This window comes from Bacillus sp. bc15 (assembly GCF_900142585.1).
In the GTDB taxonomy this organism is placed as follows: domain Bacteria; phylum Bacillota; class Bacilli; order Bacillales; family Bacillaceae_G; genus Bacillus_A; species Bacillus_A cereus.
The window spans coordinates 92142-118877 of sequence record NZ_FRBJ01000007.1 but is presented as its reverse complement, the minus strand read 5'-3'; the positions used below and the strand labels follow the sequence as shown (position 1 = coordinate 118877).

Genomic DNA, 26736 nt, shown 5'->3' with positions numbered 1-26736 from the left:
AAAGTGAAAGGGAGAAGTATCTAGTGTTTAATATAAAAGAAAGATTGGGACAAATAAAGCTTAAAACGAAGTTGTCTATGGCATTTATTGCAATATTAATTATACCAAGTCTAATCGTAGGAATATCATCTTATAATAAAGCAAAAACAGATCTTAATGAAACAATTCTACAATCAGCAAAAGATAATATAAGTATTTTAGATAAGATTGTTGATGATGAATTAGAAAATAAGCAAACAGATGTCTCTCATTTTGCAAAGGTACTCACACAAGGGGATTATAATCCTGAACAATCGCAAAATGTACAGAGTAAATTTGATCAATATATACAGTTACATCCAGAGATAGAAACGATTTATACGGCATCCAGTAACAATCAATTTATTCATGCACCTGTTGGAAAAATACCAGAAGGGTTTAATCCGTTAGAAAGCAGTTGGTATAAGGATGCAGTAAAAGCAAATGGAGAGATTATTGTTTCATCTCCATATAAATCAAAGTCTACAGGAAATATGGTATTAGCAATTGCAAAGCAAAATGCAGATAAAAGTGGTGTCATTGGCGTAGATTTGAATATTAAAGATATAGTAAAAACATCCAAAATGATTAAAATTGGAAAGCAAGGATTTGTATCTATAGTCAGTCAAGATAAAACAATAGTTGTTCATCCATCACTAAAACCAGGAGAGAAATTAGAGAAAACTTTAGCGGATGAACTGTACAAAAAAGAAGATGACGTAATTACTTATAGCCTTAACGGGGAAGATCGAAACATAAGCTTTAAGACAAACAAAAAAACAGGTTGGAAAATAGCTGGCGTAATGCCTACGAAAGAAATTGAAGAAGCGACCAATCCTATTTTTTATAAAACGCTCACTATAATAGGGGCTTCATTATTGTTAGGTGGAATTGTAATTTTATTCATACTTAGATCTATTATTAATCCACTAAGACAATTAGTTATTTCGGCCCAAAGAATTAGTCAGGGAGATTTAACCGAGAAAATAGATATTCGTTCAAAGGATGAACTTGGTCAATTAGGCGGTAGTTTCAATACAATGGCAGAGTCGTTACGTAATATTATTTCTCAAATTAACACATCTGCAGGACATGTAGCTGCGTCTTCTGAGGAACTAACTGCTAGTGTAGAACAAGCAAGCGTTGCGACGGAACAAATTACAAAAGAGATGGAAGAGATCTCGAATAGTGCAGAGGTTCAAAATAATGAAGTTGAGTCTGGAGCTGAATTAATTGGTGAGGTAACACGAAATATTCAATATGTAGCTGAGAATGCATCTGAAGTATCGGCTTCATCCATATACACAAAACAAAAAGCCAATGAAGGTGAACAATTAGTAGAACAAACTGTAACACAAATGCAGTCTATCCATCACTCTGTTTCTCAATCCGATAATGTAATAAAATTATTAGATAAGAAATCGCAACAAATTGGAAGTATATTAGAAGCGATTCAAAATATTGCGGAACAAACAAATTTATTAGCATTAAATGCAGCAATTGAAGCAGCTAGAGCAGGAGAACAGGGGCGAGGATTTGCAATTGTTGCCGATGAAGTTAGGAAGCTAGCAGAGCAATCATCCGATTCTTCGATGGAAATTGGAAGTTTAATTAAGGAAATACAAGCAGACGTACATGAGACTGTAAAAGCTATGAATGAAGTAGGAGTAGAAGTACAGTCGGGAATTAAGGTTGCGAATGATACAAAACAAAGTTTTTATGAGATTTCAAAATCTGCAAATGAAATTGTATCAAAAGTACATGGTATGGTAGAACTATCAAATAAAATGACAACTGATGCAATGAAAGTCGATACATCGATTGATCAAATAGCTATGGCTGTAAAAGAGAATTCTTCAAGTATGCAAACGATAGCTGGTTCATCTGAGGAACAACATGCTTCTATGGAAGAGATAAATTCTTCAGCAATACAATTAGCGCAGATGGCGGAAGAACTTCAAGAGTTAATTGGTGGATTTAAGATTTAAGTTGAGATTCTAGGAGAGAATGCTAGAATCTTGTTACAGAGTGGAAATGAAAAATCTTATAACATAGTATATAAGTATAATACGTACTCTCTACACGTATTGAACAGGCAGATAAGCCATTTAAAAACCCTCCATTTGGAGGGTTTTTAAATACATTTACATTAAATTTGTTGTGGTGCACCACCAACACTATATGAAGGAGTAGGATAATGACCATGAGTAGCAAGCTGATTTGTTTTAGAAAACTGAAAAATTCCCACCGTTAATACCCCAATAAAAGCAATGCCAGATAATAATAAGCTAATTTTTTTCATTATTTTAAGACTCCTTTTTCAATTAATTTTAGTCTTGCTTGATAACAAATATGGAAATAGTCACTTACCTTTTTGTGGTTCTCTAATTGTCTACATTTTGTGGCAAATAATTCAGCGTATTCGACAACATATTCCCATAACTCTTCTTTCTCAAAGTATAAGATTCCTTCTTGAATGATTTTTTCTAATTCTTCCAATGGAATGTTTTCGTTTAAGCTTTTTAAAATAAAGAAGTGATGCATATATTCTTCGTTATGGATTTCTCTGCAGATTTTTAATCCCTTAACAATGAGTTTGCTAGCCGTCGATTGTTCTCCTAACTTATAATGTTCCTTAGCTTGTAGGAAGATAGCCTTGAAGTGTGTAGGGATTTTCTCTGTTACTTCTGAAAGGTGGCGAATAGCTAAAGTAGACATACTTTGATCAGAATACAGCCACCCCATAGTACTTTTTACGTATAACAAGGAATCTTCTACCTTATTCTTTTGTAGTAAATCAATTGCACATTGTAGATATTCTTCAGCTTGTTCGTACTGTTTTAAATAGATGCAGCAACCACCTAACAAACTATTACAAAAGGCTGTTTTTACTTCATAACCTTCATATTTTGAAAAGATTACTCTCGATTTATTTGCGTATTCGATAGAAGCAAGCATGTTATAGGTATGGTGATAAAAAGTAGCAATTCTATAGTAGAACTCAGCGTGTTCAATTTCATCTGGTATGTCTACTAATATCTTTTCTGCCAGTTTATAATGTTCCTCTGCCTCAGTAAAATTTGATATAAAAGTGGAATGAATGGATTTAAAAAAGTGATAATAGAAGCGTAGAAAATGGTCTGTAGGCATATCATAGTCACTAATGGCATCAAAGCTATTTTGTTGAATACCAAGGCTATCTGTTAAGACATTATAACGGAATTCAAGTAGTGAATAATATAGTAACAAATTTTGATCTTGATGTTCTTGATTTGGCTCAGTACTTAATTTGCTGATTTTTTCATCAATTTTCTTTTTTAGATTAGTAGCTTTTATAACTTGTTGAGATAGCATAGATCGATACCAGTCGTTTAATAGAGAGGTTAACTGCTCATTTCCTTTTACTGAGACACTCATAATATACGCCCCCATCTTATAGAAATATCCTAATCCAATTTAATTGTAACTATCATAGCAAAATAGAAGAAAAAATAGTATGATTTTACAACTTTTTCAAGAAAATTCAGAAAATAATCAATTGTTGTCGAATGTACTTAGAATAAAACATCCAAAAATTATCAAAAAATGATATGAGTCTTTATACGTTCTATTAGGTGAACTAAGAAACTGTGATTGAAGATTTATGAAATTTCCTTTTCTTAAAACGGATCAATTACATATTACTTTTTAAATTGTTTATCAGATACTATAGTATGTATTACAAACAAATATATAAATCTTGTGTGTGTAAATAAGGAGAGAATAAAGAAAACAAAAAAAGAACTTGTAAGAATTCCTACAAGTCCTTATTTAGATAATGTAAAAAGGTGAAACAGAATACCTCATTATTTTTAATAGGGAAATTATCTTACTTATGGCTTGGTTTTATAGAAGATTTGTTCTTATTGTTGATTAAAGGGAAATTTAAGACTGGTAAGGGGAAAGTGCATAAAAGAGAAAGTCTCCTTTACTTATTCTGAAAAGATAATTCAAAAAGCTATTTGTGTATAGAATAAGCTATGCATAAATTCATCAACATTGGTGATAATAAATAAGAGAATCAATATATAAGCATAAACTTGTTAAAGCTCAGTGTAATTCTATAAATAGTAGATATAATTATCTGAAAAATAACATTATTTACTTTTCGAGTAGGGTAAGTAGAAAAAAATAGGAAGTTTTTCTTTGAAGAAAGCTCTTTTGACAGGAATAGATTTTTTCATAACTAGAACAAATAAATTAATAATCGCATATACTGTATTGTCGTTAAAGCAAGACATTATTTTCTCAGAACAAGGGAATCACTAGAAAAATACGTGATTCCTTTATTCTTCAATATAATATCAATAGTTGATTTGAAATAACCGAAGAAATAAAATCTTTGTTAATGGACAATCACATAATTTTAGGTATAGTAGGTTTATAATTTAGACTATAAAAATTAATGTGTCTTTTATTATTTAACCAAGAAGACTCACTCCATAAGGAACTCACAGCAAGTATGAGCATGTGGGAGTAGTTCAAAGCATGCAATATTGTTTGATTTGGCTAATACATAGATTTATCATCTCAGAACTGGTGTAAGAATTATAATGTTTATACCATTCTATTGTATTTTCTAAAGTCTGTTGTAGGGACCATTTTGGCTGCCAATTAAGATTGAATTTTGCTTTGCTAATGTCAAGATTCAGTAAATTTGCTTCATGGAAATTTATTGGACCTATATTTTCTGCTGTCCAATCCCCGCAGCCCCAAATATCTAGTAAACTGGTCACTAATTTTTCTACTGGAACAATATTGCTTAGGGATGGCCCGAAGTTCCATGCTCCTGAATAAAGGATACCATTATTTATAATTTTTTCTGTAAGGAGTAAATACCCGCTTAAGGGTTCTAGTACATGTTGCCAGGGTCTAATAGCAGTAGGGTTTCTAATAATAATGTTTTTGTTTGATTCTAATGCTCGTATACAATCAGGAATAATTCTATCTATTGACCAATCGCCACCACCAATTACATTACCAGCTCGAACGCTTGCAATTATTTTCTTGTGTTGAGAAAAGTTTTCTTCTGAAAAGTAAGAATTTCGATAGGAAGAAATTAAAAGTTCACAGCATCCTTTACTTGAGCTATATATGTCATGGCCGCCCATAGGGTCAATTTCACGATAACCCCAATGCCATTCTTTATTTTCATAGCACTTGTCACTTGTCACCATAATTCCTATTTTAGCTGATTCATGTAATCGAATTGCCTCTAGTACATTCATAGTTCCTACAACGTTTACCTCGTATGTTTCTCTAGGATATTCATATGAATACTTAACTAGAGGTTGGGCAGCTAAATGGAATACAATTTCAGGTTTATAATCTGTAAAAACCTTATTTAATTTATTAAAGTCTCTAATGTCTCCACGAATATCAATTATATTATTTTGAAGGTTAGTAATGTTAAAGTTATCATTTTTATTTTTAGGATCTAATGAATATCCGATTACAGTAGCACCTAATTCATTCAACCATAGGGATAACCAAGAACCTTTAAAACCAGTATGTCCAGTAATTAAAATTGTTTTTCCGTAAAAAGCATTATTAAAGTTTTGGTTTAACAATTAGTCCACCTCCTTTAGTACCCTATTTTTAGGGGGTTAGGTATAAATGTTTATTATTTTTATACCAATTAACAGTTTTTATAATTCCTTCTTCAATATTAATTCTAGGTTCCCAGGAAAGAGAGTTTTTTATTTTTTGCACATCTGCTTCAGGAACCCATCTTTCATTTGTTCTAGAGGAAATTGCACCGTAATTTGGTCTGGAATTGGTTTTCAAATGTTTGAATAATAATTCTACATAATGTTTCAAGGGGTGAATAGTGCCGCTCCCAATATTAAAGATTTCATTTTGTACAGTAGTATTTTCTACTGCTAGGATACAGGCATCTATTACATTTTCTATATAACAATAATCTCTTAATTGATTACATAAAGTTAAATTTACATCTTTGTTTTGTAATACTCGCAAGATTATATAGCTAAAAATTTTATGCGGCTCTTCGCCTTCTCCGAATATGCCAAAAGGTCTTAATGTTATAAGATTAGTATTGTTTTCGCTAGCAATTTGATGGGCGAGTATAGTAGCAGCAGCTTTGGTACTTCCATAGATGTCCACAGGAGTTAGTAACATATTTTCATGAATAGGTTCCATCTTGTTACCGTATTCAGAACTACTCCCAAAATTGATGATTTTTTTACAATTCACCAATTTTGCTGCTTGAATAATGTTACAAGTCCCTATAACATTTGTTTCTATAGCATGGATGTAATCTGTATGGGCAGAATTTACACCATAGGCTGCCAGGTGAAAGATATAATCGGGATTAATTTTCTTTATTGCATCTTGTACTTGTTTTTTATCTCGTATATCTATTTCATAGGTTTCAATATATTTTAGAATATCCTTTAGTCTCCAAGAGTTTGATGGTGTTCTTATGAAAAGAACAATTTTTGCTTGTAAATTTAAAAGTCTTCGTGCCAAGTGAGAACCAATAAAACCGTATCCACCAGTAATAAGGAAAGTTTTATTTTTAAATGAAGCAATCATAGTGATAATCTATCCTTTATTAAGATGTATTTTTAGTTGCTGAAATAAATAGATTTATTTTTAAATAAGGAAAGTATCAGTCTTAATTGTGATGAGGGGAGGGGTATTTAAAATAATTTTTTATTGTTGTTGTATCAATTTGGTCAGCAAATAAAGAGGAGGGAGATTTTTGAAAAGTATTATGAAGGGTATGACATGTCTTGTTCAATTGTTCAATATAAGGAATGTATATATAATCTAAAACTGCTGGAGGTAATTCTAAAGTTTCTTGTTTCCATAAATCGAACTCGTTTGGATTAATAATTTGCATACTTCCAAAATGAAAAGCTATTAATTCATCTTGATCAATAAAAACTTTATTATCTGTTTTGGATATAGAACTGCTATTTAAAATGACATTCCAAGGTGCTGCATCAATACCTTTATGAGTCATAATTTTTATATTAGAAAAGATGTTAGGAATGTGATTTAAATATTTTTGGTCACCCCATCTATTCATTTCAACATCATAATGATTATTACAATATTCTAGGCATTTATCTTTCCACCATGTTAAAATTTCTTTACTATTTTGATCGTTTTTGAAGCCTACTAAACCAGCTTGGTATATACCGTGTATGCTTTCAATTGCAGTAGAACTTCTTTGAGGGCAAAGGAATACAGAGTATTTCCACCACTCATCAAGAATGATATTAGGTGCTGTAAAGAAATACATATCAGCATCACAATATATAATGTGATCAACTTCCGGATAAAGACTAAGGACATGTAGACATAGGGGCGCTTTTAATGTCCAACAATATTCTTGTAAACTTCTATCATTTTTTATACTGAGGAGTTCATGATTTTCAATTTCTTTTACTGGAATTAGTATGGCGTGCTTTAATTTTAATTTCTCTAATATTTGATAAGTTAAATCATCCATACAACAGATCCATACAGTAAATTTAGCGTTGAAATTTTCTAAGGAATAATAAGAGGTCAATCCTTGAATTAATCGTTCTTTACTTATAATCATGGAAAAGTTCATAAAATGATTGGATTGATTCATTTTTCTTCTTAATTGTGAATCTTTATATAAAGTTTGAGCTTTATTTATATCTTTTTTACTTAAAAATTGTTTAGTATCTTTATTGAATTTATCCTTTAATTGCTTTAAAACAAATTGAATTCTCTCTAAATACGGAGTGTAAATATGGTTTAATATATTATTGGGTATTGAAATTTCTCCCAAAGACCAAAGGTCAAAATCATTTTCAGTAAAGATAGTAATACATGCAAAATGGTAAACAACTAGTTTGTCGTTTTCAATAAATACATCGTTTTTAGTCTTGTCAATTTTATAATCGTTATTATATATACAGTTCCAAGGCGCAGCATTTATACCTAAGTTATTTGAAATTTTTACTTTTGGAAAATATATAGGGATATAATCTAAATACTTTTGGTCTCCAAATTTCCCCTCCTCAGCCTCGGCACTGCACCAATCTATACATTTATTTTTCCACCATCTTACACTTTTTAGTCCATAGAGATCATTCTTAAATCCAATTAGACCGGCCTGATATTTTCCATACATCTTTTCTACCCAATCACGATCTCTTTGGGGGGTTAGGAAAATAGAATGGTCACCCCATTCCTCAAAAATAATATTAGGGTCAGAGAAAAAGCATAAATCACCATCACAATATAGAATAGATGGTAAATCATAATTGACCAATAAATATTCTATCAAGACAGATTTTAAAGTCCAACAATATTCATTTACTTTTCTTTTTCTCTTAATTGCTTTTAGTTCACGATCTTCTAATTCTTCAACTTGTAAAAGGTTTACATTAATTAAACTCATTTCTTTTAATAGTGAATATGCAAAAGGATCTATACAACAAATCCACAATGTGAATTTTTCTGAGTACTGCATTAGTGATTGCTGTAAAGCAATAATTTTCAAGACATACTCACTACCTACAATGACGCAGAAATGATTATTTAGATCATGTTGTTGATTATAGAATTGGGGATGTCTTTTTTGAGTATTTTTTTTGGAGAGATTTGAAGCTTTAATTCCTGTTGAAAGTGGGTTAACTATTTTCTCATTAGAGGGGATATACAATCGAGGTAAACTTATTTTTTTATCATTAGAGTTCAATGCTTATTCAGTCCTCTCCACTAAAATTTATTTGGATTCCAACTTTCATTTACAGTTTTTAAATCTTTAGGTGTATCGACACTAGCCCAAAAGTCATTGTGTTCATAGACTGCGAGCTCATTGTCTTTTATTAAATTTCGAAGAGGATCTTCTTCTAGAACACAATCATCATTATTACTTAAATAATCGAATATTTCTTTGTTAAATACAAAAAAACCGCCATTAATTACTTCATCAAGTAATGGTTTTTCTTTAAAATCAATAGCAATTCCATCTTCGACCTCCAATAGGCCGTATTGACTATTTTTTTTAATTCCAGTTAATGTAGCAATTTTTCCTTTTTCTTTATGGAATGCTATTAGTTGATCAATATCTATATTGGCTAATCCGTCACCATAAGTTAATAAAAAGGTTTCACCCTGTACAAAGGATTCAAGTTTTTTTAGTCTTGCCCCGGTCATTGTATCAATTCCTGTATCTATAAAGTGTATATTCCAATTTTCTAATTCCTGAAGTAGCGTATATTGACTGGTTTTAAAATTCAAACTAAAGTCATTCTCTTTCCAGCTAAAGTCCATAAAATATTCTTTAATTTTCTCACCTTTATATCCTAAGGGCAAAATGAAATCAGAATGTCCATATTTTCTATACCAATTCATTATATGCAAGAGGAGAGGCTTTCCTTGAACTCGAACTAATGGTTTGGGAATGTCCTCTAAAATTCCTTGCATCCGAAGCCCTTTTCCGCCACACAAAATTATGACTTTCATAGATTTATTTCCTTCCTCTCTATATATTTTACTAATTTAAACTATGTAGTTTGTTTGATAAATGTATACACGGTTGTACCATAATGACAATCAACTAAAAAATATATGTTAGATTTATAATTCAAATGCTGATTAAACGTGAAGAATACGCACTGTAGTTTATTCTCAATCTTATGTAAATTAGGTTATTTTAAAATCAATGCTTTATTTTATTTAATACTAATGAAAGAAATTGCTTGTTTATAAGATAAAAGAAGGGGAGGGGAATCAAAGGAATTGAAGAAGCTTATAATGAAAAATCTAAGAAGGAAATTAACTATTTAAAGGAAAAGTGAACAAATATTAAATTGTAGATTTTACAAATTTAAAAAAGAGCACCGTATAAAGGTGCTCTAGTGATGGAATCAATTTTGTAAAGAACCATTTATTCAATAAAGAAGGACTTATGAATTATTATATGAACGGTTTATTAATTAAGTGTGTATCAATTAGATGGGAATTTTATTTCTCTACACCTATTTTAATTTACTGGAAAAATCATGTTAAAAGTAAAAAGAAAAGTATTAAGTTAATGTTATTTTATTTAAAATATAATCCCAATCGGAATCATCACCTTCCCATCTATCCTGATAACGTGGGAGTTCAATTGAACAAACCCTTGATATTCCCCAATTTTGTTCAACGATATTAGATATATCCTCCTTAAAATTGACAATAAGAATATTAAAATCTTTATTTGTAATTTCGGATAATACGTTTTTTAATTCAATCGCTTCATCTCGATTTCCCCAAATCCTAATGAATAAAATCGATTCACTACTATTTATTTTTTCAAGGAATCGATTAATTCTAGTGTCTAATTTAGCTTTAAAAGAAGGATAAGTTGATTTCCAATCCTTTTCTGATTCAATAGGAAAGTCATGCATTGAAAAACAATTATAATAAGTGTCCTTTATACAATAGGTAATTCGTTCTGCCCATTTAGTTTGATTATCAAATTCTGATTCAATAAGACCGTAACTTTCTGAACCTTCTATGACCATATTTTCCAACTTCATAAATTTTTCAAACCGACTTTGAAGTAATCTGTTTACATCTGAAAGTGATGGATAATAAAACCAATCTAAAGGTCCAGAAAATGTTCTTAAATGGTGCCTTTTGATTTGGTTAGTGACTTGACACAATCCTCCTAAACTTACAATTACGCCATAGGATTTTTGTATATCATCTAGGTTCATCCTCATCATCCTTTTTAAAAGTAATTTAAATTATCTATTCAGTATATGATGCAATAACATATTGATGTGGACATATATATATCAAAGTACATAGAACTAAGACATTGGTATAAATTTGAAAAGTCAAAATCCCTAAGTTAAGGGATTATATCTTTAATGTTATATCATTGAGTTGCTATTGGGATGAAAGCTGGTAGGGATTATACTCTCCAGTAACTAAAATTAGAAACCAGTCCTTGATTACTACAGTAAAATTGTTGTACCTTTAAAAGAATCCTTAGATAAAAAAATCTATTGGTTAGCATTTAACCAGTAGATTTTTCTTTGAGTTATTATCTTTTACATCATAATTATAGAAGATGAAAAATTCCACTTAGAAATAATTTTAAGCAGAAGAATAGACTAGTCTAATTTCTAATGGTCCCAGTATCTTTTATTTTGACGTGTGTCTTTACATTTATTTTAGCCTCTGCTAACGCTTTCAACCAATCTTCTTTTCGTTCTTTCCACTCTTTATATTGAAAAGCTCTAGCATATAATGATAATCCGATTGGATCAATTTTATTCTGCTGTATTTCATCCAACATATTTTGTAATTCCTTATTAATTTCTTTTTCGATAGCGCTTTCTAAATTATTTATGTTTTTTTTATTATCATAATGCTCCTTAATTAAATTCGCATTGGTTTTTTCTACTAAGGCTACATTAGCGTTTATATCGAGATTAAATACAAACTTTCCGTTTTTAAAATTAACATCTATCTTCCTTGTCGCATTCTGTACGAAGATAGAAGTGTTTGTTTTTTTGTTGGATTTTTTAGGAGGAAGCTCAAGGTGTAGAATCATCCGGCCTGTAAGTTTTGACTTATTTATAAGATTGAAGAACTTAACATCTTTTTTAGGGATACGAGTTGAAAATTTTCCTTGGCGATCTAAAAGTGCAATTCCTATCGTGTCAATTTCATTCTTTGTTTTTTTGATAACTGGAACAATTTGCGTCATTCCTTCTTCATTTTGTTCTCTCGTTAGTTGTTGAATCGTAGAAGAAACGGATTGATTATTTTGAATGGAGGATTCGATTACACTACTTATATAAGATGGTAGTGATGGTTTATCTGGCTTATTAATTGTAAAAATTTCTTCTACAGGTCCATCAACAAGTACTACTTTAGCATTAATGGTAGCGTAAGGATCACGGTAAGAAGAATCAAGTTCCTGCAACCAATTTGATTCTTGTGCTAATTTTTTCCCAATTAAAATAATTTCAGCTTTTGAGGCTGTCATATAGCCCGTTAACTTCGTATCTATCTTGCTGAATCCATTATATACAGTGGATGCCTGTGTCCAATGCTCTATAGTACTTTGTTGCTGTTTATGATGAAAGAGTGGGATGCTTGTGCCAACTTTTATGTCTCCATTATGGGTTCTATCCAAGCCAATTAATAGGATTAATGAAACCTTCTCAAGAGGAATTCTCTGACTACAACCAATTATATATACACAACAAATTACAATCCATATCCATTTTTGAATCAAAGTTGTTTCCTCCTAGTAATCCAAGTAAAAAGAATACTGTAAGCGAAAAATAAGATTGGTAATAGAATAAAGAAAACGACATTTAAGATATCCATAAGAGAATATATAAACAAATATTGATCCACATCGGGATTTAGGAAAATAAATAGGCCAACTATAAGTAACATAAAAGCAAGTAGCGCCCAATTGCGGGCGTTTTTTTGAAGTGAAATGGTTACAGACTCAAAACTGAAAAATAAATATGGATATATTGTAGTGGAAAATACAATTAAATAGTAAGCGATATATATAATTTCTAATCGTTCTATGAAAGAAAAACGAACCCCTTTTAACAGATGAAATACTGGCCAAATTACGTCTTTTATCCCCTCCGGACTAAAGTATATATAAGAAAGAATAGTCACATAGAGATAGAAAAACATGGTTCCAGTATTCGCTATTAGTATTCCTTTTATGGCTTTTTGTTTTTTTTGTAAGAACGGATAAATAAAATATGCAATTTCTAAGCCCGCATAAGGGGTAATGGTATCTTTCGTTGCTTGTACAATAGGGTATATACCATCTTTAAAAATAGGTAGTAGGTGTAAAGGAGCATACATACTCTTTAATGAAAAAAGAAGAAATAATGGCATCCAAGTAGTAAAGAAGAAAACAAGCATAGAATAACTAGTAAGAGCCCTTAACCCACTCAGTGCTAAAATAATAAAAGGCAATAATAATAATATGGTGATTTGATAAGCGGGAATGGAAGGGAATATCCACACTTTTACAATATCAGTTGCCTTTAATAAAGTATTAAAGCCAGCAAAAAATAGATAAAAGGCGTATAAAAGAAGAAAAATTGTCCCAAGCCATTTACCAAAGTACGTTTTTAAAATCTGTGAGAAGTTTTTGTTAGGATTTTTTTGTAACATTAATATAATAAATACGCCAATTATAGAAGTAGTTATCCAACCCAGAATGATAGAAATCCAGCCATCTGTGCCAGCGGTAGTAGCAAGTGGGCTTGGCATAATTAGCATTCCTGATGCTAGTTGCAGTGAATGAATGAAAATAATAAATTCAAATAAAGTTATGTTTTGGAATTTACTATTTTCCATGCGAACCACCTTCTTTTTTCTTTTTTTGTTTTGGCTGTCCTGTACTCGAGCGGGTGGTGATCATGGAAATAGGAAATCTTACAAAAGAATCTTTTAGCTCTTGGAGACGAAATGGTGCTATTGGCAATCCGTATGGTGAACCATAGGAAGTTAGTGAAACAAAATGAGCAAATAAGAGCATTAATCCACTAACAATACCTACAATGCCATAAAAGTATGCCAATAACATCATTGGAAAACGAATAAGGCGTATAGAACTTGATAAATCGTAATTAGAAACAATAAATGATGCAATGGCTGTAATAGATACGATAATAACCATAACGTTACTCACAAGACCAGCTTGAACAGCCGCCTGCCCAATTACAATCCCTCCAACGATTCCAATAGTTTGTCCAATTGGTTGTGGTAAGCGAATACCAGCTTCACGTAGCATTTCTAGTGTAATTTCCATTATAAAAGCTTCCAATAAGGGAGAAAAAGGGACTTTGACTCTTGATGTTGCAATAGAAGTGTATAAGTCTATAGGAATAATTTCAAAGTGAAAAGAGACTATAGCAATATAAAATGCGGGTAAAAAAATAGCTATAATAAATCCTGCAAATCGTAATAAGCGAAAAAATGATGCGATGAGCCAATGAATATTATAGTCATCTGGGGTTTGAAAAAATCCAATCAAATTCATAGGAACAACCATTGCACCAGGGGATCTATCCATTAATACTGCTACTTTCCCATCAAGTATATGATTTGAAATGGCGTCTGGGCGCTCGCTTAAATAAGCCTGTGGAAAAGGAGTCCAATTTTGATCTTTTGTATAATTAGATAGCTCTCCAATACTTAATACCGCATCTGTTTTGATTTTACAGATTCTAGTTTCAATTTCTTGGACTACATCTGCGTTTGCTACATCACCTAAGTAAATTAAATAGACTAAAGAAGTGGCTCTTTCTCCAATCGTCAGCTTTTTGATTTTTAACTCTGTAGAAGGAATATATCGACGGATAAGACCTATATTTTTTGTGGCATTTTCAATAAATCCATCATGGGATCCTTTTATAGTAACTTCTGAAATTGGCTCTTGAATTGCTCTCTCTGCCCAGCCTTTTGTATTTATTAGAAGTGAACGCTTTTCTCCTTCCATAAACAGTACACATTGCCCCTCAAGTAATCCTTCTTTAATTTCATTCCATGTATATACTATTTTGGTATGAGTAGCAATAATATTAGAATTAAATATTTGACTGTCTTCATTTACTTCTTGTAATAATGGTGTAACAACATTGGTTTTTAATGCAACACCATCTGTAAGGCCTTCGAAATAATATAGTAAAATATTCGTGTTTGTTTTTAATTGCAAAGGATGTTCAATTAAATCTGCACTAATATCAAAGATGTTATCTAATGTATTTTTAAGTTCTTTTAAGTTACTTGTTTGGATCTTTTCAATGGTTTTATCTGTCTTAGTTTCTAAGGTCTCTTCATTTAAGGACAAAATTGACACCTCTTTAATATATAACGATTAGTTGTATTTATTATTTTTATATGATTGAATTTTATTCACTAATTTAAACTAATTGGAGATAAGAATTAATAAATTTGATGTGCTATATTATTAATTCAATAATTGGGAGCAAAAAGCAGATGTAATTTGTGTGGAAATTTCAGTATTAAGATAGAATTGAAATTTGAATGATTATAATAAAAAGAGCCCTTGATAGGTTCTTTTTTTAGTTGGTAAATATGATGTCAACAATAGATGGCGATAAAGGTAGTAATTTAGATGTCTTTATGTTAATCTGCTAAATTTTGTAAGGAGAATTCTTTTTTTCATACCTTCATACTCAATGAAAAAGGATATTTCATTTATTTGGGTGTTCTAGTGTATTTTAATTTTGCGCACCAACAAATTTTGTTTAGGGACAAAATGCGTTTTCTTAATTATCAGAAAAAACAGTGCGACAAAATTCCTATTAATTATTTTGGTAGGTATCAAATATTTCTTTGACCTTATTTTCTTGATATTACCGTACGTTTATATGTTTCTAAGGGAAAGAAATACTTTCATTTTTATTACCATCTATTGTTTGATTAAGATGGTAACATGAAAGTGAAACGTTTACAACCAGAAAATAAAGAAAAAATATTAAAATACGACTTTTTTCGACAATCATTCTATGTTTATATTTCATTTTATTATAGGAAAAGGCGGGGGAAAGCGGACCTTTTCCTATAAAATGTTTTGTTGGAATTAGAAATAACTAAAAAAGTAATATTATCTTAAAATTAAAATGAAATTCAATGATAAGGTTATAATTGAATTTTTAAACCTCATGTGTATTGAAAGTATGGTCAAATCTTAATCCACGTTGCGTTTCTTCCTTTTGTAACTAGCTTAATATGGCCAAACACTTGCAAGGAATTTAAAGCCTTACTGATTGTACTTTCTGCAATGTCTGGATAAGTGTTACGAATACTTTCCTTAGTAAAGGGTTGTTTTTGTTTAAGTATAAAATCCTGAATTCTCTCAACTTTAGTATGTTTACATATAGAATCTAGAACTGTGTTATGTAGATCTTTGTAAGCCTCTAATATAATGGTTAAAAACGTTTTTAACCAAAAGCTATTATTATGTTCCTCGCAGTACCAATTCACCGAAGATTTATAAATCGAATTGTAATAATCAGATTCGTTTTTCTTAATATATTTATCCAAACATACATATTTTACAAATGTATGTCCACTCTTAATTAACAGCAATTGCATTAACATAAATGCCAGCCTGTTATTACCTTGATTGAAAGGGACTATGCAATAAAAATTTAATATAAAACGAGCTATTAATAAAAGTGAATGTAGCCCCTTACTAGTATTTAATGAGTTGTATTGATCACATAATTGCTCCATAAACCGTGGGATAAGTTCATGCGGAAGAATGCGGTAACTATTCAAGTGCATTCCATGTTCTGGAACTCCTGGAATAATAAAAGGTTTTTCACGCCATTTGGCACTGTCAGAGGTAATATAATGTATTAGTTGAAAATGTAATTCCTGTATAGTTGCTGGATTAATTAATAAAGTACAGGAGTTTTTATGTACAAAAGAAAGTGTTTGATAATAGCAGAAAATAGCATCTTCAGAAATATTTTGAGGTACTATATCATCTAAAATAAGTTCTTTTAATCTTTTATTAGGAACTTTTATATCCTCATAAATAGTTGTGAAATTTTTTATGTAATGTAGTGGTATAGTTTTTTCTAAACTATTAAATATGTCAGGGTTTTGTTCCTGATAAGCAGCTAATTTTCCTTTGAATTCGCTAATTTCACTTATTAAATTGATTAACCTCCTTTTTAATTCAATATTTTTGTACTTATCATCAAAAAAGTCTCTCATTTTTGTTCCTCCTGTAACCCCTTAACACGTTGTTGCATATATCTTTCCATTCTAAAGGTATGCCACGAAATCATTGTAAAATAAAGATATTGTAGGTCTGATTTTGAATATATATATCAGAATCTATATTTTTATTTAACAATTAAAATGTGGAAATTATAAAGAAGAATCGTTACGATTCAATTTTAATAGGCATAATCCTAACATCAAATGCAAAAATGTACAATAAAAAAATATAAAATATAAAACTATCAAATCTTTTGAAAGATTATCTAAAAGAGTTTTAAGAAGTTGTAGGTATAGATGTTCTTTGGTTTAGGAGTAAATAATAAAGCGATAATAAAGTTTTCATAGGTAATTAAAAAGTAGATAGACTATTAATTTGTGACAATTACGTGCCTAATCTATCATATGCTTTTATGAGAATTCTAAAATTAAATCCTAACGAGCTGAATTTTCTATATTTAGCATAAATATTAGGGAGGCGTGCTGATGAAATGTATCATTTTATATAGAAATATGTAACGTTTAACACTCGTATTGTAAAATATTTTGACATACGTTAATTTAAATATTAGGTACAGGAACATTTAATAAAAACTCAGTACTAAAATACCCTTTAAACGTTTCACCCTAAGAACTTTTCTCAAGCACACTGAAGTTCATCCTTTGTTTCTGTGCCTTATTAGATAAAAATAACACAATAAATTATTAGAATGTGATAGTTAAAATTGTATTTTTAAATCTTTTCTATTTTTAAACCTTTTCTCTTTTCTTAAACATTAACAATTTCTTGATAATCTGTTTAAAGTAAGGAAATACAGGATAGAAAATAGCTATTAATAAAGAAAATACAGTTAAGCTAGATACCTTAAGTTATTTTATAAGTAATTAAGCGTTAGTTTGAATTAGTAGGGGTATTATATGTGTTTTAACCTCAAGTGTATATGTTTAAGGTTAAAGAATTTGTGAGTGGTATAAAAGTAGCGGAAGTCTGGAAGAAACGGATATAATCGGTTTCTTCTAGACTTTTTTGCTTTTTGTAATATAAAAAATTTATTTTTCCTACATGAGGAATTTTTTTGTTTTAATATTTGAATTTTTTGTGAAATTAAATGAAGTTTTTATTCTTCTTTTAATACATAATGTTACAAAATTGCTTAATTGTATTTACTTTATTTTTATAGGAGATTAAAAATAATAATAAATGTACCAATTTATGAGAGATATTAATATATTAATTGACGATTTGTTCGTTTATCCCTATATTGCTATTATATTAGCGAAAGCAATATATTGGGGGGACAAAAATGAAATTGAAATTAACATCTAAATTGGAAAGATTAAGAACAAGTAAAAAGGGGATTGGTGCTTGTGTTTTGGCTGCAGGCATGACAGCAATCACAATGACTCCTCAAAGTGCGTATGCACACGGGTTTGTTGAAAAGCCGAGTAGTCGTGCTGCTTTATGTAGTCAGAATTATGGGGCATTAAATTTAAATTGTGGAAATGTAATGTATGAACCTCAAAGTCTAGAAGCACCTAAAGGGTTTCCCGATGGTGGACCGATTGATGGTAAAATCGCTTCGGCAGGAGGACTATTTGGAGGAACTCTTGACCAACAAACAACAAATCGTTGGTTCAAAAACACAATTAAGGGTGGAGTAAATACATTTACATGGAAATATACAGCAGCACATTCTACAAGTAAATGGCATTATTACATTACAAAAAAGGGATGGGACCCTAACAAACCATTAACACGTGCTGAATTAGAACCAATCGGAACTGTGAAACATGACGGTTCGGCTGCATCAAATAATTTAACACATACAATTAATGTACCAACTGATCGTAATGGTTATCATGTTATTTTAGCTGTATGGGATGTAGCAGATACGTCAAATGCGTTTTATAATGTAATTGATGTAAATTTAGTAAATAATGAAACTCCTGATACAGTAGCTCCAAGTCAACCAACTGAATTAAATGCCTCTAAAGTTTCTGCCAATAGTGTTGAAATAACATGGAAGGCTTCTACTGATAATATAGGTGTAAAAGAATATCAAGTGTTACGTAATGGAGAAGTAATTGATACGGTACCAGGTACAACTTTTATTGATAAAAAACTAAAAGCAGATACGGAATATACCTATACAATAAAGGCATTAGACTCTGCTGGAAATATATCAAAAGAAAGCGAAAAACTAAAGGTTAAGACAACACATGCAATCCCAGATATAGAGGCTCCAAGTCAACCAAAAGGATTACATAGTATGGGTACAACAGCGACAACTGTTGATTTGATGTGGAGTCCATCAGAAGATAATGTAGGTGTTGACCATTATATTGTATATAGAGAAAGCGCTGGGGTTATGAATAAAATTGGGACCGCGGCTAATACATCCTTTATGGATAAAGATTTGAAGGCTAATACATCGTATAAATATGTAGTGACGGCGGTTGATTTAGCTGGAAATGAATCTAGTAGAAGTGATGTTTTGAATGTAACAACAAAGTCAGAGGATTCCGTATATGAAAAATGGGATGCAAGAAAAGCATATACTAAAGGTGATAGAGTAGTACATGAGGGGAAAGTGTATGAAGCAGTTCAAAATCATCAAGGAAATGGCGACTCAAATTGGATTTTTGCTTTATCGCTTTGGAAGCCAGTTTTGAATAAATGATAAGCTGAAAAAGGTAGTTAACAATTTTGGATTGCTCTTTAAAAATTAAGGGCTGTTTCAAATATAATTATCTAATGGATTAAATGATATGTTAATAAAGTGAAACTTTAATCAGTGAAGGTTTTGTTCATCCCCCACTGATTATCATCCCTCACCAATCGGGCTTTTACGGGCGCCCGTTAATGCGGGATAAAATTTAAACGCCATCCTAATGTTTACGAAATGAAATTAAAAAAGAATCCCAATGGAATTCCATTGGGATTCTTTTTTTCTAATTTGTAATAGCGTATATTTTCACTGTGAATTTGCTAGTGGCACCAATTGGACTTGCAATATAATATTTAGTATTTGTGTAAGCTTCAGTCCTAGATTCATGTGAAATATTTTTCCAACGAGTGGAATCTATTCCTAGGGAAACATCAATCATTACATTGAAAGAAATAGTAGAAGGATAATCTTTTTCTGAAGGCACAATAACCCATTTTAATTCTTTGGTACCTACAGGTAAACTATCAATTTTAAAGTTTTGGCTGGATCGATTTTGTTGCCCTGATAAAGGACTAGATTCAGATGATATTTGTGAAATTAATATTTCCTTTTCATTTGAATGTATACCATTTAATTTAATGATACTATCAATTAAACCTGGACCGGGAAAATCAGCTGCGATGATACCAGAATGTTTAATTGCGCCTTGTTGTAAGAGTTCGGTCCCAAGTGTATTCATCCCCCCATAGTATACTTGTCCGTTTCTATCGCGAGGGAAATCACTCCACGCATTAGTGGAATTCGTTTGAATCAATTTAGGACTACTGTCAGTATTTCTGCTCTCTTTTCCGCTTGCAACAAACCAAGGATATACATTATTTAAAAATGCGGCTGCGCCCCCCGTACCACTAAAATGGTTGAGATGAATTTTTCCATTATTAAAATTAATATTTGTATTTTGTAGATGGTTTTTTATCGCAATCCATTTTGTATATATTTCGTCTGGTCCGCTTCCAATTTCAAATTTATCTTGTATATTTAAACCTTCGTAATCAATCCCGTACAATTGAGCGGATGTAAAGTTTTGTAAGATTACAATTTTTCCGCGGGTATCTCCTAAAGTAGGGTTATTTCTATCTGAAGTTGGTACGGAATTAGGATCCCAAAAATATGAAGCATTAACGTTTTTATATTTTAAAAATATCTCCTCAAATGATAGAGATCCACTTTCAGGATTAGTTTCTTCTTTTAAGCGCATTAATATTGTTTCTGTTGGATGATCTTTTAAAAATTGAATGGTCTCTTTTAATACATCTTCAAACACAGCTTTTTGATTTACAACGCCATGATACATTGCAAAAGAATCTTTTACACGTTTAACACGCATATCTACATATCGAATTCCAGAATTTAATTGTTGGGATAAACTCATAGTTTGATTTCTTGTCAAATTTTCATCAAGAAAACTCGCTCCATGTAAAGCCATCGTACCGTGAGTCCCTGGAATAGATATTTCACTTATTTTTGTTGAACCTTCTATTTTCGACATCCACGATGGATTTTGATACCCTATATTGGATTCATAGGAGTAACCTGGATGACTATCAGCTAAAATAGTAGATGGTGTACTTAAACTTGCTAGTGTAATACAAGTAAGGATGCTAATTTTAAAGAAATTTCTCATTTTTATTTTGTTCATTTTTTCTCTCCTGACCTTTAAACAATTGTTAGATGATTTTTTACTATATTTATTGTTTTTCATTCTTAAGATAATAAATTTTTGTATTTAAAAATAATTAACAATAGGAGGAGTAAGTTATTTGAGACTTTAATAATTTTTTATTATAAATTGTCCCTAATAGCCAAACGGATTCTTGAAAACTCGAAGTATAGCCTCCAAAAAACAACTGTTTATCGTATTGAATACAAACAAAACAGAAGTCCTAAAAAAGACTTCTATTTTGTGACATATAATGAATGATAAGGTGGTAAACAAATCAAGATAATGTGATTGAGTGGTAAAAATTTATTAATAGCTGTTTTAGAATCTCTTATAACAAGGCTGATTACAAAAAGCGGATCTCTACACTGCTAATAAAAATTGAAAAATTCTACTCATTAAAACTTAGACTAACTACAGTTGCAATTGATTGGGCTGCATGTTCCCAGCTTCCATCTATAACTTTACCAATCTGCTGACCAAGTGCATTTAAATCATTTGGATTAACTGGAATTCCATTATACGCAGCAAGAATTGATAAAAGTGGAGCAGCAAATGGTGTCCAACCACCTCTGTCAATATTAAATACAGGTTTATCTAGTACCTTTCCATCTTGTACTGTAAACTCATAATAAAATTGATCATCTGGACGAAAACTTAAATGATGAGAGATTTGCCCCTTAACATATTTTTTTCCTGCACCTAGATTTACTACTTCTATTTCCTTTACATTAAATTCATGTTCAAATACTTTGATTTTTTTGACTTCTGGACCATTTAAGGCAGCTTGAACGGCTGTTTCCAAATTGTTTTGTGCAAAAGGTTGAATACTTAATTGTGCCTCTTTTAGTTGAATAGGAGCCTCCTTTTCTGCAGCAAACACCGAGGTAGTAGGTAGTGCACCTGTAGCTAACGTAGCTGCAAGTGCCGTTGTCATCATGATTTTTCGTTTCATCTTCATAGTTTTCCTTCCTCTCTTAAAGTTATGATATATAATTTTTTAAGATTGACACGGTACAATTTTTTTCATAATGCACGCAAAAAACTGGTTTAAGAACTATGTGAAAAACGTGTCGGAAAATTAAAATTAATTATATATGTATTTTAAATGATATATATCTACACATATTTTTTCAATTTTTAGATAAATTAAACAGTCATTACTGCATAAGAGTCAATTTAGCACTTTATTTATCTATACACTTCCTATAAACACATTTAGTTCATAGTAAAAGTAATATATTTGATATTAAATGTCTTGCATAATGCGATAAAATTTCACAATTTTTTATCAATATATACAGAAAAAAAGTAACGAAACTTAAGTGATATTTAATACTTTTCATATTTGTGAAGTATGTGAATTTGCTTATTGTAACATCTAAGATGTTAGATGTTGTTTTTTAAACATTACTTATCCGGATTCATGAAAAGTATTTTAATATATTTTTTATTTTATATAAAAATATATAGTTTTAATATTAAAACTAAAATATGGAAGTAACATAGGGGATTTACGCATATAGTAATGTTGATGGTTAAATTAACAAAATTTTCATTTAAATCAGATAAATCTATGATGTTTTTAACTTATAATAATGTTACTACGATGAAAAAATGGCTACTAATTAGTTAATTTAAAAATCAATTTTAGATAGGAAGAGGATAATGAAGACCAGAGATACTTATAAAATTATTGTAATTGGTGCTGGGACTGCAGGAATATCTTCTACTGCACATTTATTAAGAAATATCCCCCTATTGAAAGAAAGTATAGCGATTATTGATCCGTCAAAAAAACATTATTTTCAGCCACTATGGAGTTTAGTGGGGGGAGGAATTGTTTCAAAGGAAAGTACAATGCGTGATCAAGAATCGCTTATTCCAAAAGGGGCAACGTGGATCCCTAAAAGTGTTGTTAAGTTATTTCCGGATGAAAATAAGATACTGTTAGATGACGGACTGCTGCTTGAGTATGAAATTCTTATTGTAGCAGCTGGTATACAAATAAATTGGGAAGGTATTAAAGGCTTAAAAGAATCTATTGGGACTAATGGGGTATGTAGCAATTATTCTTATACATATGTTGATTCTACTTGGAGAGAAATCGAAAAATTTAAAGGAGGAAATGCGCTTTTTACCCACCCTAATACTCCTATTAAATGCGGTGGTGCTCCACAAAAAATTATGTATTTAGCAGAGGAGTATTTTTGTAATAGTGGTGTAAGAAACAGAAGTGAAGTAATGTTTTATTCTGCAAACAGTAACATCTTTCAGGTTCCGCGATATGCAAATACTTTAGAACAAGTACTAGAAAGAAAGCAAATTATAACGAACTATAATAAAAACTTAGTAGAGATTATCGCTGAAAAAAGAGAAGCAATTTTTGAAGATATGCAAACAATGAAAAGAGAAACAGTACCATATAGTATGATACATGTTGTTCCACCAATGGGACCACCTAACTTTATCAAAGAAAGTGAGATAAGTGATCATCAGGGCTGGGTAGATATAAGTCCTTATACTTTGCAGCATGTACAGTATAAGAATATTTTCGGACTTGGAGATTGTACCAATTTACCTACCTCTAAAACTGGAGCAGCAATTCGAAAGCAAATACCTGTCTTAAAACAAAATATTATGGACGTACTTAACGGAAGAGACTTGCAGGCTAAATATGATGGATATACATCATGTCCGATTGTTACAGGATATAAAAGTCTTATACTCGCTGAATTTAACTATGAACATGAGCCACAAGAAACGTTTCCATTTAATCAAGCGAAAGAACGGTATAGTATGTTTTTACTTAAAAGATATATGTTGCCATATATGTATTGGAATTTAATGTTGAAAGGGATTCTATAGGAGAAGATAAAAAGTGGTTACAAAAATTGAAAATCAATTTGAAATAACTAATTGGAGGGAATAGCTATGCTTTTAAAATATTTTTATGATGAAAAATTAGCACATGCTTCCTATTTAGTCGGTTGTCAGAAAGAAGGCGTAGCAATCGTTGTTGATCCCAGTCGCTATATAGAACAATATATAGAATTTGCTAAGAAAGAGGGGATGGAAGTAATTGCTGCGGCTGAGACTCATATTCATGCTGATTTTCTTTCTGGGTCTAGAGAACTTTCTAATCTTTACCATGCAAATTTATATGTATCTGATGAAGGAGATTGTGATTGGAAATATCAATATCTTAACGAAGGTCGATACAAATTGGTTAGAGAGGGCACAGAGTTTAAAGTAGGTCATATAAAATTTAATGTAATTCACACCCCAGGGCATACGCCTGAAAGTATCTCTTTTTTAGTAACTGATACAAGTCAAAATAATTTTACGAATGATAAACCGATAGGGATTTTCACAGGTGACTTTATATTTGTAGGAGATATAGGAAGACCTGATTTATTAGAAACAGCTGTTGGTATGAAAGATACAGCACAAATAGGAGCGAAACAATTATTTGATTCTATACAAAAAGTAAAAATACTCCCTGATTATTTGCAAATATGGCCATCGCATGGTGCGGGAAGCGCATGTGGAAAAGCATTAGGAGCAATTCCAACTTCTACATTAGGTTATGAAAAAATGTTTAATTGGGCATTTCAATGTAATGAAGAAATTGATTTTATATCAACTTTATTGACGGGACAGCCAGAGCCTCCAAAGTATTTTTCATTAATGAAGAATTTAAATAAGTATGGTCCTCCAATCCGTAAGAAGAGAAAGATTACTGCTATTAATACAGTAGAAGAACTTCAAGAAGTTATGAGAAGTGTCCAGCAAATAGTTGATATAAGGGATGTAGAGAGTTTTGCTTCTGGTCACATTGAGAAATCAATTAACATACCGTATAACAATTCTTTCACAACTTGGTGTGGATGGTTACTAGATTATAAAACAGAGACTTTAATAATTCTAGATGAGGAAAAGGTTAAGGTTGAGGAAGTCATTAGGGACTTTGAATCTATTGGGCTAGATAATATTGTTGTTTTTGCACCTTTAAAAGTAATAAAAAAATTTGATATATTAGAAGGCTACAAGGAAAAAACATCAATTGAATTATATCGGTATATAAAAGATAGAAGTGTTAAGGTTATCGATGTACGTAGTAAAAAAGAGTGGGAGGAAGGACACCTTCATGATGCAATACATATTATGTTAGGCAATCTATTTGAGAAGATAGATTCTGTACCGAAAGATTGTCCAATAGTTTTACAATGTCGAACTGGTTTGCGTTCCGCTATAGCAGCTAGCATCTTACAAAAAGCTGGTATAAAGGAAGTAGTTAATTTAAAAGGCGGATTTCTCGAGTGGAAAAAGTTTGGATTACCATACGAGAATTAATTTTTATCTAGTAATTCATTAAATTAGATATTTATCTTATTAATTAATAGCTTATGTTATTACAATTATAATAAAGATTAGGTGATAAAACCAGTATTGTAATACATTGTATATCGTATTAATATTTATATATTCTTGTTAAATATTATAGAATTGGGTGATGATATTGATGAAAACAATTAAATCTATAACATGTATGTCAGTTTTATTATTCATTTTTACATTATTTTTACCAAAAAATTTAGCATTCGCAGAAGAGATGGATAAGGTTTGGGATCCAGAGAAAGGGACTATTTCTGGTTATATCTGGTTTGATGAAAATGAGGATGGTTGGATTGATCCTGAGGAACAAACAATCGCACCTGAAATAGGTGAAATAAAGTTATATTTAATTAATGAAAATGAAGAAATAGTTGAAGAAAAAATAGTGTCTAGATTACAAAATGGGCAAGCTCATTACTATTTTGAGGTAGAAGAAGGAAAGTATAAAATACGAGCTGAGTTTACTGAAAAGGGAAAATATCAGCTTACTAGAGATGAAAGAGATTCATTTTTCAATTCTACAACAAACGAAACAAGGTATTATGAAATTATGAAGTCATACAATATAGATAGTATTCAGCTCGGGTATAAAAAGCTTCTTAAGTCTATTTAAAGTAAGGAAAAAAGCTAAAGGTGATAGTAAAAAGGTTGGATTTCAATTTTAAGTGGGGCATGCGCCTCTCTTTTTTTAACAGATTTGTTGATTATATTATTTGATGTTATATGAGAAAAATGGAGGCGTTTATCGTTGATGATTTTTGGACGATTAGATCGTGAACAGAGCTTTCATGTATTATTTTGTAACTTCACTGTAATGGAATTATGTACGACTACAGCACCAGAACATTGAGTTTTCTAGTTCTTTACAATAGAGACTTGTACTTTATTGTATCATTAGATTTATCTCACAGAATGAGAAAATGTAATATGCTCCTATTTGAAGGATTTTTTATTATTGGTAATTTCATGTACCGTATTTAAAAATAAATCCAATTTGGAAGAAGTGAAGCAGGATGAGCTTCCTACAAAAGTGAAAGAAAAACTTGCTGCGAAATAATAAAAAGGATTTGGCCTTAAAGGTCAAATCCTTTTCTGTTTTCAAAATCTTTTTGTGAAATGAATATAAATCCATATCTTTTA

18 protein-coding genes are annotated in these 26736 nt (G+C 30.8%); 5 read left to right on the top strand and 13 right to left on the bottom strand.

Annotated features, from left to right (window positions below; translation table 11 throughout):
• The first annotated feature begins 23 nt into the window (after window positions 1-23).
• Window positions 24-2006, top strand: a complete 1983-nt coding sequence (locus tag BUA87_RS21225; RefSeq protein ID WP_072940738.1) for a methyl-accepting chemotaxis protein — start codon at window positions 24-26, stop codon at window positions 2004-2006.
• 161 nt (window positions 2007-2167) lie between these two features.
• Here the strand turns inward: BUA87_RS21225 and BUA87_RS31420 are convergent, their stop codons facing one another.
• The 11 genes from BUA87_RS31420 to BUA87_RS21170 form a co-directional block, all read right to left on the bottom strand.
• Entirely contained in the window at window positions 2168-2320 is a 153-nt protein-coding gene (locus BUA87_RS31420) for a hypothetical protein (RefSeq protein WP_000724110.1), read from the bottom strand.
• Window positions 2320-3435 (bottom strand): response regulator aspartate phosphatase, encoded by a 1116-nt coding sequence (locus tag BUA87_RS21220; RefSeq protein ID WP_000116965.1) that lies wholly within the window; start codon window positions 3433-3435, stop codon window positions 2320-2322. The genes BUA87_RS31420 and BUA87_RS21220 overlap by 1 nt, the downstream gene beginning before the upstream one ends.
• Before the next feature lie 1103 nt (window positions 3436-4538).
• Complete coding sequence (gene rfbG / locus BUA87_RS21215; protein ID WP_071714637.1) at window positions 4539-5627, bottom strand: CDP-glucose 4,6-dehydratase; 1089 nt, start codon at window positions 5625-5627, stop codon at window positions 4539-4541.
• A gap of 28 nt (window positions 5628-5655) precedes the next feature.
• Window positions 5656-6615 (bottom strand): NAD-dependent epimerase/dehydratase family protein, encoded by a 960-nt coding sequence (locus tag BUA87_RS21210; RefSeq protein ID WP_071714636.1) that lies wholly within the window; start codon window positions 6613-6615, stop codon window positions 5656-5658.
• Between the two features lie 82 nt (window positions 6616-6697).
• On the bottom strand, window positions 6698-8764 hold the full coding sequence (locus tag BUA87_RS21205) for a hypothetical protein (RefSeq protein WP_016512476.1): 2067 nt from the start codon (window positions 8762-8764) through the stop codon (window positions 6698-6700).
• A gap of 20 nt (window positions 8765-8784) precedes the next feature.
• Entirely contained in the window at window positions 8785-9534 is a 750-nt protein-coding gene (locus BUA87_RS21200) for a sugar phosphate nucleotidyltransferase (RefSeq protein WP_000864429.1), read from the bottom strand.
• A 563-nt stretch (window positions 9535-10097) separates the two neighbouring features.
• Complete coding sequence (locus BUA87_RS21195) at window positions 10098-10772, bottom strand: papain-like cysteine peptidase (RefSeq protein ID WP_072940734.1); 675 nt, start codon at window positions 10770-10772, stop codon at window positions 10098-10100.
• A gap of 407 nt (window positions 10773-11179) precedes the next feature.
• Window positions 11180-12307 carry a Ger(x)C family spore germination protein gene (locus BUA87_RS21190; protein WP_072940730.1) on the bottom strand — a complete coding sequence of 376 codons (1128 nt, stop codon included), beginning with the start codon at window positions 12305-12307 and terminating at the stop codon, window positions 11180-11182.
• Complete coding sequence (locus BUA87_RS21185; RefSeq protein ID WP_072940727.1) at window positions 12304-13407, bottom strand: GerAB/ArcD/ProY family transporter; 1104 nt, start codon at window positions 13405-13407, stop codon at window positions 12304-12306. The genes BUA87_RS21190 and BUA87_RS21185 overlap by 4 nt, the downstream gene beginning before the upstream one ends.
• Window positions 13397-14902, bottom strand: coding sequence for a spore germination protein (locus BUA87_RS21180; RefSeq protein WP_072940724.1), 1506 nt, complete (start codon window positions 14900-14902; stop codon window positions 13397-13399). Before BUA87_RS21180 ends, BUA87_RS21185 begins: the two co-directional genes overlap by 11 nt.
• Before the next feature lie 857 nt (window positions 14903-15759).
• The gene (locus tag BUA87_RS21170; RefSeq protein ID WP_001204217.1) at window positions 15760-16803 is read right to left on the bottom strand and encodes a Fic family protein; all 1044 of its coding nucleotides are present in this window, start codon (window positions 16801-16803) and stop codon (window positions 15760-15762) included.
• Between the two features lie 1310 nt (window positions 16804-18113).
• Between BUA87_RS21170 and BUA87_RS21165 the strand changes: the two genes are divergently transcribed.
• Window positions 18114-19490, top strand: a complete 1377-nt coding sequence (locus BUA87_RS21165; protein ID WP_072940715.1) for a lytic polysaccharide monooxygenase — start codon at window positions 18114-18116, stop codon at window positions 19488-19490.
• Window positions 19491-19761: 271 nt separating this feature from the next.
• On the opposite strand, the gene BUA87_RS21160 is transcribed toward BUA87_RS21165, so the two are convergent.
• Both BUA87_RS21160 and BUA87_RS21150 read right to left on the bottom strand, forming a co-directional pair.
• A complete protein-coding gene (locus BUA87_RS21160) occupies window positions 19762-21177 on the bottom strand; it encodes a phosphatidylinositol-specific phospholipase C (RefSeq protein WP_072940712.1) in 1416 nt (471 codons plus the stop codon).
• 412 nt (window positions 21178-21589) lie between these two features.
• Window positions 21590-22159 carry a hypothetical protein gene (locus BUA87_RS21150; RefSeq protein ID WP_000782798.1) on the bottom strand — a complete coding sequence of 190 codons (570 nt, stop codon included), beginning with the start codon at window positions 22157-22159 and terminating at the stop codon, window positions 21590-21592.
• Between the two features lie 707 nt (window positions 22160-22866).
• Between BUA87_RS21150 and BUA87_RS21145 the strand changes: the two genes are divergently transcribed.
• The 3 genes from BUA87_RS21145 (at window position 22867) to BUA87_RS21135 (ending at window position 26209) form a co-directional block, all read left to right on the top strand.
• On the top strand, window positions 22867-24066 hold the full coding sequence (locus tag BUA87_RS21145) for an FAD/NAD(P)-binding oxidoreductase (RefSeq protein ID WP_000857342.1): 1200 nt from the start codon (window positions 22867-22869) through the stop codon (window positions 24064-24066).
• Window positions 24067-24132: 66 nt separating this feature from the next.
• Window positions 24133-25554 (top strand): MBL fold metallo-hydrolase, encoded by a 1422-nt coding sequence (locus BUA87_RS21140; RefSeq protein WP_072940704.1) that lies wholly within the window; start codon window positions 24133-24135, stop codon window positions 25552-25554.
• A gap of 169 nt (window positions 25555-25723) precedes the next feature.
• A complete protein-coding gene (locus BUA87_RS21135) occupies window positions 25724-26209 on the top strand; it encodes an SdrD B-like domain-containing protein (protein ID WP_000849081.1) in 486 nt (161 codons plus the stop codon).
• The last annotated feature ends 527 nt before the right edge of the window (window positions 26210-26736 follow it).